This is a genomic window from Paraburkholderia caribensis (genome assembly GCF_002902945.1).
Classification (GTDB): domain Bacteria; phylum Pseudomonadota; class Gammaproteobacteria; order Burkholderiales; family Burkholderiaceae; genus Paraburkholderia; species Paraburkholderia caribensis.
In genome coordinates this window covers 2,275,131-2,288,238 of sequence record NZ_CP026101.1, presented here as the reverse complement: position 1 = coordinate 2,288,238, position 13,108 = coordinate 2,275,131, and the positions used below count along the sequence as shown (strand labels likewise).

General features: G+C 63.7%; 11 protein-coding genes. 9 read left to right on the top strand and 2 right to left on the bottom strand.

Annotation, left to right across the window (positions count from 1 at the left end; genetic code table 11):
• Positions 1 to 31 precede the first annotated feature (31 nt).
• From C2L66_RS10105 to C2L66_RS10080, 6 genes are all read left to right on the top strand, one after another.
• The gene (locus C2L66_RS10105) at positions 32 to 583 is read left to right on the top strand and encodes a hypothetical protein (RefSeq protein ID WP_060600269.1); all 552 of its coding nucleotides are present in this window, start codon (positions 32 to 34) and stop codon (positions 581 to 583) included.
• 88 nt (positions 584 to 671) lie between these two features.
• Entirely contained in the window at positions 672 to 2,081 is a 1,410-nt protein-coding gene (locus C2L66_RS10100; RefSeq protein WP_054930153.1) for a PelD GGDEF domain-containing protein, read from the top strand.
• A complete protein-coding gene (locus C2L66_RS10095; protein WP_060600271.1) occupies positions 2,074 to 3,126 on the top strand; it encodes a hypothetical protein in 1,053 nt (350 codons plus the stop codon). Before C2L66_RS10100 ends, C2L66_RS10095 begins: the two co-directional genes overlap by 8 nt.
• Complete coding sequence (pelF, locus tag C2L66_RS10090) at positions 3,123 to 4,760, top strand: GT4 family glycosyltransferase PelF (protein ID WP_060600273.1); 1,638 nt, start codon at positions 3,123 to 3,125, stop codon at positions 4,758 to 4,760. Before C2L66_RS10095 ends, pelF begins: the two co-directional genes overlap by 4 nt.
• On the top strand, positions 4,760 to 6,133 hold the full coding sequence (gene pelG / locus C2L66_RS10085) for an exopolysaccharide Pel transporter PelG (protein ID WP_060600275.1): 1,374 nt from the start codon (positions 4,760 to 4,762) through the stop codon (positions 6,131 to 6,133). Before pelF ends, pelG begins: the two co-directional genes overlap by 1 nt.
• Positions 6,134 to 6,141: 8 nt before the next feature.
• The gene (locus tag C2L66_RS10080) at positions 6,142 to 7,077 is read left to right on the top strand and encodes an endo alpha-1,4 polygalactosaminidase (protein ID WP_060600276.1); all 936 of its coding nucleotides are present in this window, start codon (positions 6,142 to 6,144) and stop codon (positions 7,075 to 7,077) included.
• 39 nt (positions 7,078 to 7,116) lie between these two features.
• Here the strand turns inward: C2L66_RS10080 and C2L66_RS10075 are convergent, their stop codons facing one another.
• Positions 7,117 to 7,740 carry a LysE/ArgO family amino acid transporter gene (locus C2L66_RS10075; RefSeq protein WP_054930157.1) on the bottom strand — a complete coding sequence of 208 codons (624 nt, stop codon included), beginning with the start codon at positions 7,738 to 7,740 and terminating at the stop codon, positions 7,117 to 7,119.
• Between the two features lie 97 nt (positions 7,741 to 7,837).
• Here C2L66_RS10075 and C2L66_RS10070 point away from each other — a divergent pair, with 97 nt between their 5' ends.
• A complete protein-coding gene (locus C2L66_RS10070) occupies positions 7,838 to 8,731 on the top strand; it encodes a LysR family transcriptional regulator ArgP (RefSeq protein WP_054930158.1) in 894 nt (297 codons plus the stop codon).
• Between the two features lie 29 nt (positions 8,732 to 8,760).
• Here the strand turns inward: C2L66_RS10070 and C2L66_RS10065 are convergent, their stop codons facing one another.
• Positions 8,761 to 10,113 carry an NAD(P)/FAD-dependent oxidoreductase gene (locus C2L66_RS10065; RefSeq protein WP_054930159.1) on the bottom strand — a complete coding sequence of 451 codons (1,353 nt, stop codon included), beginning with the start codon at positions 10,111 to 10,113 and terminating at the stop codon, positions 8,761 to 8,763.
• 129 nt (positions 10,114 to 10,242) lie between these two features.
• Here C2L66_RS10065 and C2L66_RS10060 point away from each other — a divergent pair, with 129 nt between their 5' ends.
• Both C2L66_RS10060 and C2L66_RS10055 read left to right on the top strand, forming a co-directional pair.
• Positions 10,243 to 11,196, top strand: a complete 954-nt coding sequence (locus tag C2L66_RS10060; RefSeq protein WP_060600281.1) for a LysR family transcriptional regulator — start codon at positions 10,243 to 10,245, stop codon at positions 11,194 to 11,196.
• Positions 11,197 to 11,455: 259 nt separating this feature from the next.
• The gene (locus C2L66_RS10055; RefSeq protein ID WP_060600283.1) at positions 11,456 to 13,054 is read left to right on the top strand and encodes a purine-cytosine permease family protein; all 1,599 of its coding nucleotides are present in this window, start codon (positions 11,456 to 11,458) and stop codon (positions 13,052 to 13,054) included.
• Positions 13,055 to 13,108: the final 54 nt, after the last annotated feature.

Below are 13,108 nucleotides of genomic sequence, written 5' to 3'. Positions count from 1 at the left end.
GACGATAACGACATTTCTGAGGAGTGGTTCGATGAGCAACATCAACGGCTGGACACGTTTGATCAAGTGGGTGGCGGCAGCAGCCGCATCGGCGCTGGTGCTGGGCGCGTGCGGGTCGATCCGCCAGGCGGGGTCGCCGGCGATCGAATCGAAGGATTCCGTTGCGGTCGTGACGATGGCGAACTTCACCGAAACGCCGGCAGCGGGCAGCAGCGCGGCGGCGATCGCGGCGAACGCGTTGCGTCAGAACGGTTTTGTCGATGTGCGCCTCGCACCCGTCGATGCGTCGGCGAACGCGATGTTCGACACCGCGCAGCGCGATATTGGCGAGAAGAAGCTCGCATGGGCGCGCGAGCAGCGCGTGAAGTACGTGCTGACGGGCGCTGTCGAAGAGTGGCGCTACAAGGTCGGCGTGGACGGCGAGCCCGTTGCGGGCGTGACGTTCGAGCTGATCGACGTGGCCTCGGGCCAGGTCGTGTGGAGCGCGACGGGTTCGAAGAGCGGCTGGACGCGTTCGAGCCTGTCGAGCGTCGCGTCGTCGCTGATCGGCAGCCTGCTGTCGCCGCTGCGCACGCCCGGCTGATGGCGTCGCGCGTCTGTCGTGTGCTGCCTGACATGCGCGCGGCAATCTGCAATACCAGTGCAACTCGACACGTGATGAGGAGTCGGCCGTGAATACCGTCACCGCGCAAAGCGCCGCCAGTGCCGCGGCGAAACCGCGCCAATCGAACCCGTTCGGCAACCTCAGCGCGTGGCGGCGCCTGGTCGCGCCCGCGGTATCGCGTCCGTTTTCCATCGTGGAGACGGTCGTGTTCATCGGCGTGGTGTTCGCGGTTTCCTATGCGCTCGATCGCAACGATCCGTTCCTGTTGCACACGGGCTTCCCGTGGCTGTGGTTCGCGCCGCTCATCGTCGCGCTGCGTTACGGCACGCTGCTCGGTCTGCTCGGCTGCGCGATGCTGATCGGCGCGTATCAGTTCCTGATACAGGGCAGCAGCGCAGCCGCGTGGCCGACGCTGTTCTTCACGGGCGGCGTGTTGCAGACCATCGTCGCGGGTCACTTCGGCGACACGTGGGGCAGCCGCGCGCAGCGCGCGAATGCGATCAACGACTATCTGAACGACCGGCTCGTTGCGATCACGAACAGTCACTATCTGATGCGCCTGTCGCACGAGCGCCTCGAAAAGGATCTGTTGACACGGCCGACCACGCTGCGCGATTCGATCACCGAACTGCGCCGCATCTCCGTCGCGCATGGTCTCGACACGAAGCCGCGCAGTTCCGGCGACATGCCCGGCACGCGCGAGCTGCTCGAATTCGTCGCGCAGGCCTGCCAGATCGAAGTGGCCGCGCTGTATCCCGTGCATGACGGCAAGGTCGGGCGCGAGGCGCTCGCGCATATCGGCGATACCTTCGACTTCGATCCGCGCGACGAACTCGTGCAGCGCGCGCTCGAAACGCGTGCCGTCGCGCATCTGAAGAGCGAAGAGCGGCCGGTGACGAACACGCATCTGCTGGTGTGCGCGCCGCTGATTTCCGCCGACGGCACGATGCTCGCGCTGCTCGCCATCCGCCGCATGCCGTTCCTGTCGCTGAATTTCGACAACCTGCAACTGCTGCTCGTGCTGCTCGGCTATTACGCCGACGGCGTCGAGCACTCGCAGCAGGTACGCGAGATCCTGCACGCGGTGCCCGATTGCCCGTACGAGTTCGCACTCGACGTGAGCCGGCTCACGCGGCTCGAACGCTCGGCGGGCATCACGTCGTCGCTGGTGGCGCTGGTGTTCCCGCATGACGACGCCGGCGATTCGTTCTTCGAGCACGTGATGCGCCGCCGCCGGTCGCTCGACCTGATGTGGCCGGTGAAATCGGCGGGGCAGTCGGTGCTGCTGAACCTGATGCCCGCAACCGACGCCACGGGCGTCGACGGCTACCTCGCGCGGATCGAATCGAGCCTGCGCGCGCAGTTCAACCTCGACCTCGAAGGCGCGCGCATCGGCGTGCACACGCTGCATCTGGGCGGCGACGAGCCGGGCCAGGCGTTGAAGCGTCTTCTTCTGCGCAGTGGTCTCGATGGATAAGGCCACCGCAAACCGCTCCCGCGGCGGCGGGTTCGTGGCCGGACTGGCCGCCGTGCTCGCCGCGCCTGGCATTGTCATCGTTGCCGGTCTTCAGTGCGTGGGCATTGTGTACTTCGCGAACGTATCGACTGCGTACGATCCGCTGCTGCCCGCCGTGGCCTTCAATGCGGTGTGCGGCGTGCTTCAGGCGCTGCTGTTCCGCCTGCTGCTGCCGCTGCGGTATCGCGAGCCGCGCGCGTGGAGCTTGCTGCTGCTCGGTCTTGCGTGCACGTTCGTGCCGCTGCTCGGCGGCGTCGTGGTACTGGTGAGCTGCATCTGGGCTGCGTGCTATCCGGTCTCGCATGCGGACGACGAAATGGGCGATGTGCCTGCGCCCGAGTTCGTCACGTATCTGATGTCGCGTGTTTCGCACGGCGGCGGCGCGCGCTTGCAGGCGCGGCTCGTGAACACGAAAGTCGCGGCCGCCGATCGCCTGTCGGCGCTCGTCGCGATCCAGAGCATGCCGACCCGCACGACGGGCACGCTGCTGCGCGATCTGCTCGCGGACCCGGTCGAAGACGTGCGCCTGATCGCGTACGGCACGCTGGATCAGGCGGAAAACGATGTGATGCAGCGCATTTTCCATGCGTCGAAGACGCTGGAATCGGCCCAGTCGGAAGGCGATCGTCATGCGATCAACCGGCAGCTTGCCGAGCTGTATTTCGAGCTTATCTATCAAAACCTCGTGCAGGGCGTCGTCTATCGGCACACGCTCGAACAGGCGGACCGCCATGCGCGCGCCGCGCTGGAGATCGACGCAAGCGACGCTGCATTGTGGATGATTCGCGGCCGCCTCGCGCTGACCAACGGCGCCGCCGACGAAGCCGCGCAGCACATGGACCGTGCGCAATCGCTAGGTTTTCCGCGCGAGCGTCTGGTGCCGTGGCTCGCCGAAGTCGAATATCTGCGCGGCGATTATGCGCGCGTGTCCGAACTGCTCGCGTCGCTCGGCAATGCCGCGACGCTGCCGATGCTCAATCCTGTTGCGCGTTACTGGTCCACATGAAACCGTCACTGATGCGCCGCGCTGCGGACGCCGATGTCTGCCTGCTGCTCGAAGGCACGTTCCCGTATGTGCGCGGCGGCGTGTCGAGCTGGGTCAACGAAATGCTCCGCTCGTACCCGGAGATCCGCTTTGCGATTGCGTTCATCGGCAGCCGCGAAGAGGACTACAAGGCGGCCGCCTACGCGCTGCCCGACAACGTCGTGCACTTCGAGGCGCATTACCTGTACGAAACGTCCAGTGCCGACGATCAGGCGGCGCGCGAAATTCCCGGCGATGCGCAGGCGTTCGCGCAATCTGCGGCGCTGCACGAAGCGTGGCGCAACGGCGGCGAAGTCGATGCCGGCGCGATGATGGCCGACATGGTGCAGTTGATCGGCGACAAGGCGCCGCTCAGCGAGGAACAGTTCCTGACGAGCCGTGCAGCGTGGGACTTCATCGTCGACCAGTATCACCGCCATTGCACGGACCCGTCGTTCACCGATTACTTCTGGACCGTGCGCATCATGCACAAGCCGTTGTGGCAGCTCGCGCGCGTCGCCGGGCAGTTGCCGCCCGCGAAGGTCTATCACACGGTATCGACGGGTTATGCGGGCTTTCTCGGCGCCTTGCTGCACTACCGGACTGGGCGGCCGCTGCTCGTTTCCGAGCACGGCATCTATACGAAAGAGCGCAAGATCGATCTGCTGCAAAGCCAATGGATTCGCGACAACCGGGGTGCATTCGAGCGCGACATTTCGAAGATCAGCTACTTTCGCGAACTGTGGGTGCGTTTCTTCGAGGCTCTTGGCAAGCTCGCCTATGACGCCGCCGACGATATCGTCGCGCTGTACGAAGCGAACCGTCAGCGGCAGATCGCGGACGGCGCGCGAGCCGCGCGCACGCGCAACATTCCGAACGGCGTGGACGTCGACGGTCTCGCGCCGCTCGTCGACAAACGCGTGGCACGACCGCGCAACGTGGTCGCGCTAATCGGCCGCGTGGTGCCCATCAAGGACATCAAGACCTTCATTCGCGCGCTCTTCATCGCGTCGCGCGCGATGCCGGATATCGAAGGGTGGATCGTCGGGCCCGAGGAAGAAGATCCGGCGTACGCGCAGGAATGCCGCGCGCTGGCGGAAAGCCTTGGTCTTGCGAACAACGTGAAGTTTCTCGGCTTTCAGCGCATCGACGAAATTCTGCCGCAGGTCGATGTGCTTGCGTTGACGTCGATCAGCGAGGCGCTTCCACTCGTCGTGCTGGAAGGCTTCGCGGCGGGCATCCCGTCGATCACGACGGACGTGGGCTCGTGCCGCCAGTTGATCGAAGGCTACGGCGACGAGGACCGCGCGCTGGGCGCGGCGGGCAGCGTGGTGCCGATCGCCAATCCCGCTGCGTTCGCGCAGGCGGTGCTCGATCTGCTCGGCGACGAGCCGCGCTGGCTCGCCGCACAACAGGCGGGACTGGCGCGCGTGCGTCGTTTTTATACGAAGGCGCAGATGATCGATCAATATCGTGTGCTGTATCAGCGTTTGATGGCGGCGCCTTCGCAGGTCAAGGGCGCTGAAGGCAGGCAGGGCGGCGGCTGTCCGATGCATGCGGGCAGGGCCGCAGCGGCACAGTCGTCACAGTCGGCACAGACAGAAGGAGTGCGCTGATGGCTGGCATTGGATTCGAGCTTCGCAAGATTCTCAAGCACCAGACGCTGACGGGTGTTGCGCGCGCCTACGCCTATGCGGGGCTGATCAGTTCCGGTCCGCTGATCCTGTCGATCTTCGGCATTCTGATCATCGGCGTGATGAGCCTCGCGTTCGTGATCCCGAAGTACGCGATCGTGCAGTTCCAGGTGTCGGTGACGTATCTGATTGCGTGCAGTCTGATCCTCACGGGGCCGCTGCAACTGTCGTTCACACGCTTCATTTCCGACCGGATCTTCGAGAAGCGCGACGACCTCGTGCTGTCGAACTACAACGGCGTCGTGCTGGTTTCGACGGCGGCGTCGGGCGTGCTGGGTGTTATCGCTGTCGCGTTGGGGTTTCGCGGCGAGCCGCTGATGTACCGGCTGCTGATGGTGGCGGGCTTCGTGGTGGTCAGCAATATCTGGATCGCGGTGATCTTCCTGTCGAGCGTGAAGCAGTACCGGCAGATTCTCTTCGTGTTCGCAATCGGCTACGGTTGTACCGTCGCGTTCGCGTTGATGCTCAATACGCACGGGCTGTCGGGCTTGCTGGGCGGCTTCGTCGCCGGGCATGTCGTGCTGCTCGCGGGATTGTCGGGGCTCATCTATCGCAACTATCGCAGCCCGCGCTTCATTTCGTTCGAGGTGTTCCAGAAGCGCTTCGCGTATCCGAGCCTTGCGTTGGTCGGCTTCCTGTTCAATCTCGGCGTGTGGCTCGACAAGTTCATGTTCTGGTATGCGCCGGGCACGGGGTCGAAAGTGATCGGGCCGCTGCATGCGTCCGTGATCTACGATATTCCCGTTTTTATCGCTTACGTATGTGTGATGCCGGGCATGGCGACCTTCCTCGTGCGCATCGAGGCGGATTTCGTCGAATACTACGACCGCTTCTACGACGCCGTGCGCAGCGGCGCGACGCTGCGCCATATCAACGACATGCGCGACATGATGGTCGGCAGCGTGCGCGCGGGCCTGTATGAGATCGTGAAGATTCAGGCGGTGGTGCTGCTGCTGATTCTCGCGTTCGGCCATCTGGTGCTCGATGCGCTGGGGATATCGTCGCTGTATATGCCGCTGATGATGGTCGACGTGATCGCCGCGAGCCTGCAGGTATTGCTGCTCGGCCTGCTGAACGTGTTCTTCTATCTCGACGCGCGGCGCACCGTGTTGCGTCTGTGTCTTGCGTTCGTGCTGTTGAACGGTATCCTCACGGGTATTACGTTGTACATGCAGCCGGACTATTATGGTTATGGCTTCGCGCTGACGCTGCTGATCCTCGTCGCGGCCGCCGTGCAACTGCTGGATCGCAAGTTCAGCAAGCTCGAATACGAAACTTACATGCTGCGTAACTGAACGGTTTTATGACAGCCAGTTCGCTCGCCCGTCTGGGCGTTTCGTGGATCGTCGTCGTTTGCGCGGCGGTGGTCATCCTGTTGCTGTCGGTTGCGTGGGTGCGGCCCGCGCTGGCCGCGTGCAAGCGGGCGTCGTCGACGGGAATCGGGGCGGTTGCGTTTTTCTACGGCGCGAACGTGCAGGCCGAACGGTTCGAACCGTTCGATACCGTGGTGATCGAACCCGATAGCGGTTTCGACCCGCGCGCGCATACGGCGCATTGCCCGAACTGGTACGCGTATGTGAGCGTCGGCGAAGTGACGAAAGAGCGCGCGTACTACGCGCAGATGCCGAAGACGTGGTTCGCGGGCAGCAATGCGGCGTGGGCATCGACGGTCGTCGATCAGACGGCTTCTGGATGGCCGGCGTTTTTCGTCGATCAGATCATCAAGCCGCTGTGGGAACGCGGCTATCGCGGCTTTTTTCTCGATACGCTGGATTCGTATCAGTTGGTCGCGAAGACGGACGCCGAACGGGCGCAGCAGCAGGCGGGCATTGGCGCGGTGTTGCGCGAATTGAAGGCCCGCTATCCGCAAGCGCGGCTGATACTGAACCGAGGCTTTGAAATCCTGCCGCAGGTGCACGAACAGGTTGCGGCCGTCGCATTCGAATCGCTGTTCGGGCGCTGGGATCAGGCGAATCAGCGTTACGACGAAGTACCCGGCAACGACCGCGAATGGCTGCTGGCCCAGGCGCGTGAGATACACGAACGCTACCGCCTGCCCGTGATCTCGATCGACTATTGCCCGCCGGAAGACGATGCCTGCCGCCGTGACATCGTGCAGAAGATCAGTGCGCTCGGCATCGTGCCGTATGTGGCGGACGGCGGATTGCAGACCATCGGCTTGAGCCACTCGATCATCAAGGACGCCGAGCCGCTCACGAAGGTCTCGCTCGGGCGCTGAACGGCGGCTCGCGGATCAGCGCATCGAGGTATCAACGAATCAACGCAACTGCGTGACGGCCAGCAGCAACACCATGCTGCCGATCGCGCCATCCAGCACGCGCCAGGCGGTAGCACGTTTGAACAGCGGCGCAAGCGCGCGCGCTCCATACCCCAATGCGACGAACCAGATCGCGCTGACGGCCATCGCGCCGATCGCGAATGCGGCGCGCGAGCCTTGCGCTTCCCGTGCCCCCGCCGTGCCGATCAACAGAAACGTATCCAGATAGACGTGCGGGTTGAGCCACGTGAACGCGAGCGTCATCAGCACGATGGGCAGCGCGCGTTGCACGGGCGGCGCGGTGTCGGCTTTCGCATCGGCATCGAGGGTGGCGTGGCCGGGGCGCACCGCGCGTACCAGTGCGCTGATGCCGAACCACGCGAGATAGGCGAGACCCACATACAACAGCGCGTGGATAAAGGTCGGATAACGCTCGACCAGCACCGACGCGCCACCCACGCCCGCGCCGATCAGCAGGAAATCCGACAGCGTGCACAGCAGCACGATCTTGCCGATATGCGAACGCATGATGCCTTGACGGAGCACGAACGCGTTTTGCGCGCCGATAGTGACGATCAGGGAGGCGCACAACGCGGCGCCGTGCGAAAAAGCCAGCCAGTTCATGATGGTGTGATGGAGAGAGGGGATCGGATGGCGTGAGTGTGCCGTCGTCGATAGAATAAGAGAAGCTAATTTCGGTAACGCCGCTTAAGGAACGCTAATGCTGGACTATGCTTTGCTGGATGCACTCGCGGCCGTCGTGCGCCACGGCTCGTTCGACCGCGCGGCTACGGCGCTGAACGTGACGCCTTCCGCCGTGTCGCAGCGGGTGAAACTGCTGGAGGAGCGCGTCGGCAGCGTGCTCGTCAAGCGCGGGCAGCCGTGCACGGCGACCCGCTCGGGCGCGCTGCTGTGCAGGCATACGGAGCGCGTGCAATTGCTGGAAGCGGAGCTCAATGGCCGCATGCCCGAGTTGCCCGGCGCGCTGCTCGAACCGTGGCCGACCTTGCGCGTCGCGGTGAACGACGACAGTGTCGGCACATGGTTCATCGACGCGGTCGCGGACTTTTGCGCGGAGCGCGGCATGCTGCTCGACCTGGTGATCGACGATCAGGACCATACCGCGCAGCGGATTCGCGACGGCAGCGTGCAGGGCGCGGTGACGACACAGTCGGAGCCCGTGCAGGGGTGCCGTTCGACGCGTCTGGGGCGCATGCGTTACCGTGCCGTTTGCACGCCCGCGTTCTACGAGCGCTATTTCAGCGAGGGCATCGGCCGCGACGCGCTGCGCGGCGCGCCGTGCGTCGACTTCAATCCGAAAGATCAGCTACAAAAGCGCTTCGTGCAGAAGATCACGCGTGGCGAAGTCGATGCGCCGACGCACTGGATTCCGCACGTATCCGGTTTCTTGCGCGCGTGCGCGACGGGAATGGGCTGGGGCATGTGCCCGGAGCGGATGATCGCCGCGCAACTGGAAAGCGGCGAACTGATCGACATGGCGCCGGGCAAGCATCTCGACGTCGATCTGTATTGGCAGAGCTGGCGGCTGTCGATCGGTTGGCTCGACGACTTCGGGGCCGCGTTGCGCAAGCGGTCGGCCGAGTTTCTCGACTGACCGCCTGCCGTTCTGCGCGTGCCCCCGGTTCAATGCAGCCGGATCACGGGATGGGCGCGGCGCCGCAGCCATTGGCTTGCGGTATCGAGCGCCATGCGCGCGAAGCCCGTGACCGTCATCACGTGCCGGCGATAGATCAGCCGGTACACGACGGTGGCGAGCCAGCCGTCGACGAACACGGTCCGCTCGCGCAGGCCGCTCAGGCTGCCTATCGTGCCGACGTCGCCGAACCCGACCAGCGTGCCCGCATCGCGATACGTGAATTCGGGCAGCGCTTCCCCGCCGACACGGCACTTCAGCGCGCGAGCCAGGAACATCGCCTGCTGATGCGCGACCTGGGCGCGCGGCGCGAGAAAGCCGTCCGCGTGCGAAGGGCAGGCCGCACAATCGCCGAGCGCGAAGATGTTCGCATCGTTCGTGGTCTGCAGCGTGCGCGTCACGAGCACCTGCGCATTGCGGTTCACGTCGATACCATCTAGCACGCGCAACACGGGCGGCCCGGCGATGCCTGCCGTCCAGATGGCGATATCGCTTGGCAGATGCTGGCCGTCGTGCGTGAGCACGGCATCCGCGCGGACTTCCGTCACGCGTGTCGTCGTGAGGACTTCGACGCCGAGACCGCTGAGTATCCGCTGCGCACGCGCTGAAATGCGTTGCGACAACGCGGGCAACACACGCTCCGTGCCTTCAATCAGGCGAATGCGAAAGTCGCGCTCCGGATCGAGTGCGAACAGGCTGTAGCGATGCATCAAACGGATGCTGTCGCGCAACGCCGCTGCAAGCTCGACGCCCGTTGCACCCGCTCCGACGATGTTGATCGACACCGGCTGCACGTGCTGCGCGCCGCTCACGCGCCGTACATGATTCGCCCGCGTGCACGCGTCGAGCAGCTTGCGGCGGAACGATTCCGCATGCGTGACGGACTCCAGCGGCAGCGCATGTTGCTCCGCGCCCTTGACGCCGAAGTAGTTGGTCACGCTGCCGAGTGCGAACACGAGCGTATCGAACGCGATGCGGCGCGCGGGGAGCACTTCGCGGCCGTTGTCATCGCACGTTGCGCTGATCGTGATGTGACGCTGCGCGCGATCGAGCGATTGCAGCGCACCCTGTTCGAACTCGAAGCCGTGACGCCGCGCCTGCACCGCGAATTGCAGCTGATGCGTGGCGGGATCGATCTGGCCCGATGCGGCCTCGTGCAGCAGCGGCTTCCAGAAGTGCGTAGGCGAGCGGTCGACGAGAACGACTTGCGCATGCCCGCTCTTGCCGAGCGATTCGCCAAGACGCGTGGCGAGTCCCAGTCCACCCACGCCGCCGCCAACGACGACGATTCGGTGCGGCGCAGTGTGTGTGCTACTTGCGGTGTGTCGATCGATCGAGGTCATGATGCGTACTCTCCTGAAACGTTTTTCAATGCGGATTCATGCGCGAACATCATCAGTGAGGTCGAGTATAGAATTGGGTGAAACCGCAGCACAATTTAATGTTTGTACAGAACATATAGGTTTTCACTTATGTTAAAGGCAGCGACATTTCGTCAATTGAAGGCGCTTCATACGGTGGCGAAGCTCGGCAGCGTGTCGGGCGCGGCGGAGGAATTGCGCTTGACGCAGCCCGCCGTATCGCTGCAAATCCGCTTGCTGGAAGATGCAGCGGGCGCACCGCTGCTGCAGCGCGTGGGGCGGGGCGTGCAACTGACGGCGGCGGGCGAAATACTCGCGCGCTATGCGCTCGAAATTCTCGACCTGTGGAACGGCGCCGCCGACGATCTCGCCGCATTGCACGGCGAGCAGGGCGGCACACTGCGCATCGGTGCGATCACGACGGCCGAGTATCTGATCCCGCCGTTTCTCGTGCGCTTTACGGAAGCGCGACCGCAAGTGAAGGTGCAATTCAAGGTGGGCAATCGCGCGGACATCATCCGCATGCTCGCGACACATGAAATCGATCTCGCCGTGATGGGCAGCCCGCCGCGTGAATTGCGCACGGTGGCCACGGTGTTCGCCAAGCATCCGATGGCTTTCGTCGCGTCGCCTTCGCATGCGCTGATGAAAAAGAAGCGCCTCACGCTTGGCGATCTGGAGTCGGCGAACCTGTTCGTGCGCGAGCGCGGTTCAGGCACGCGCTCGACGGTGGAAAACCTGTTCAGGCAGGCGGGCCACAAGCTTCATATCGGTTCCGAACTGTCGAGCAACGAGGCAATCAAGCAACTGGTGGAAGCGGGGCTCGGCATTTCGTTTCTGTCGCTGCACGCGTGCTCGCTGGAATTTCAGGCGGGGTTGCTCGCGCTGTTGCCGCTGCCCGACAACCCGATCGAACGCGACTGGTATGTGATGCATGTGTCGGACAAGCGCCTGCCGCATGTCGCGAGCCTGTTCCGCGACTTTCTGATCGAAGAGGGCACGAAGGGCAGCGTGCCGATTCCGATGCCTGCCGTTGCGGCGGCAAGGAAGCGCCGCAGCACCTGAAATCTGCCGATTCTTTTCGACGTTTTGCATGCCGCAAGCTGCTTTCGAGACTTTCAGCGACGCTCCTATCTGCTCAGTAAGCCTTGCTGCATAAGGAGTTCCGCTTACATCGACCGATATCGAAGTAAAGGTTGCGCCGACGATATTTTTGCCCGAATTGTTTCTCTTTACAGTGGCGGCCAGACATTCGTTAAAAAGCGGACGCCGCCAGCCAGTCGCGAGCCGCGTGATTTCCCTGGCCGTCAGAGGAGTCGGAGACATGAGCAGCCCCACCGAGAGCAACAACAGCAGCATCACGACCGTCGAGACCTTCGGTTTCGAACGCATTCCCGACGCATCCCGCTACGCGCGCCCCATCGATCTGTTCCGTCTGCTGTTCGGCGGCTGCAATACGTTTTCCACTTCAGTGCTCGGCAGTTTTCCCGTGCTGCTCGGCCTGTCGTTCTGGGCGGGCGTCGCGTCGATCGTGATCGGCGTGCTGGTCGGCTCCTGCATTCTTGCGCCGATGAGTCTGTTCGGCATGCGCAACGGCACGAACGATCCTGTTTCGTCGGGCGCGCACTTTGGTATTCATGGCCGGATCGTCGGCTCGTTTCTCGCGCTGCTGACGTCCGTCGCGTTCTTTTCGCTAGCGGTGTGGAGTTCGGGCGATGCGCTGGTGGGCGGCGCGAATCATCTGCTCGGTTTGCCTGTGAACGGCTTTACGCTGAGCGCCGCGTACGGCATCTTCGCGGTGCTCGTGTTGACCGTGTGTATCTACGGGTTTCGCTTCATGCTGTGGGTGAACAAGATTGCAGTGTGGACGGCGAGTCTGCTGTTCATTGCGGGCATCTTCGCGTTTGCCGGTCCGTTCGACAGCCACTACGCGGGCAAGTTTGCGATGGGCGCGGTGGGCTTCTGGCCGGCGTTCGTCAGTGCGGTGCTCGTCGCGTTGAGCAATCCTGTTTCGTTCGCTTCGACGATGGGCGACTGGGCGCGCTACATTCCGCAGAACACGCCGAGGCATCGCACGATGCTTGCCGTGATCGTCGCGCAGATTGCGACCTTCGTGCCGTTCTTCTTCGGCCTCGCGACGGCGACGATCATCGCGCAAAAGGCGCCCGACTTTATCGCCTCGAACAACTACGTTGGCGGATTGCTGGCGATCTCGCCGAACTGGTTCTTCCTGCCGGTGTGTCTGATCGCGATCATTGGCGGCATGTCGACGGGTACGACGGCGCTGTACGGCACCGGTCTCGATATGTCGAGCATGTTCCCGAAGCTGCTCAACCGCGTGCGTGCGACGTTCCTGATCGGCTGTGCGGCGATCGGCTTCATCTTTCTCGGGCGCTTCGTGTTCAACCTCGTGGAAAGCGTGTCGACGTTCTCGGTGCTCATCAATACGTGCAGCTGCCCTTGGATGGTGATCATGATCATCGGCTACGTGACGCGCCGCGGTTTCTATCTGTCCGACGATCTGCAGGTGTTCAATCGCGGCGGACGTGGCGGCCACTACTGGTTCACGCACGGCTGGAACTGGCGCGCGATGGGCGCGTGGGTTCCGAGCGCGCTGACGGGCCTGTGCTTCGTCAATCTGCCGGATCAGTTCGTCGGCCCGCTCGGCGAGCTCGCGGGCGGCCTCGATATCAGCTTGCCCGTCGCGTTGACGATGGCATGCACGCTGTACGTGACGCTGCTGCAATGCTTCCCTGAACCGGACGGCGTATATGGTCCGCAAGGCCGCCGATGGCTGCGCGGCAGCCACAAGGCCACGCACGCGCGGATCAAGGTGGTCGAGCCGCGCACGGCGGAAGGCATGCGGGGCAACAGGATGACGGCGCCGCGCGAAGAAGTATTCGACACGCAGGATGCAGCGTAATAAAAGAGAGCATGCCGCGGGTGGCATCATTATCAAAGATTGGAATAGAGCAGG

Bases quoted from the DNA above. Each gene is read 5' to 3' on its own strand.
- C2L66_RS10105 (WP_060600269.1), top strand. From the start codon at position 32: ATGAGCAACATCAACGGCTGGACACGTTTGATCAAGTGGGTGGCGGCA.
- C2L66_RS10095 (WP_060600271.1), top strand. From the start codon at position 2,074: ATGGATAAGGCCACCGCAAACCGCTCCCGCGGCGGCGGGTTCGTGGCC.
- pelF (WP_060600273.1), top strand. From the start codon at position 3,123: ATGAAACCGTCACTGATGCGCCGCGCTGCGGACGCCGATGTCTGCCTG.
- pelG (WP_060600275.1), top strand. From the start codon at position 4,760: ATGGCTGGCATTGGATTCGAGCTTCGCAAGATTCTCAAGCACCAGACG.
- C2L66_RS10080 (WP_060600276.1), top strand. From the start codon at position 6,142: ATGACAGCCAGTTCGCTCGCCCGTCTGGGCGTTTCGTGGATCGTCGTC.
- C2L66_RS10075 (WP_054930157.1), bottom strand. From the start codon at position 7,740: ATGAACTGGCTGGCTTTTTCGCACGGCGCCGCGTTGTGCGCCTCCCTG.
- C2L66_RS10070 (WP_054930158.1), top strand. From the start codon at position 7,838: ATGCTGGACTATGCTTTGCTGGATGCACTCGCGGCCGTCGTGCGCCAC.
- C2L66_RS10065 (WP_054930159.1), bottom strand. From the start codon at position 10,113: ATGACCTCGATCGATCGACACACCGCAAGTAGCACACACACTGCGCCG.
- C2L66_RS10060 (WP_060600281.1), top strand. From the start codon at position 10,243: ATGTTAAAGGCAGCGACATTTCGTCAATTGAAGGCGCTTCATACGGTG.
- C2L66_RS10055 (WP_060600283.1), top strand. From the start codon at position 11,456: ATGAGCAGCCCCACCGAGAGCAACAACAGCAGCATCACGACCGTCGAG.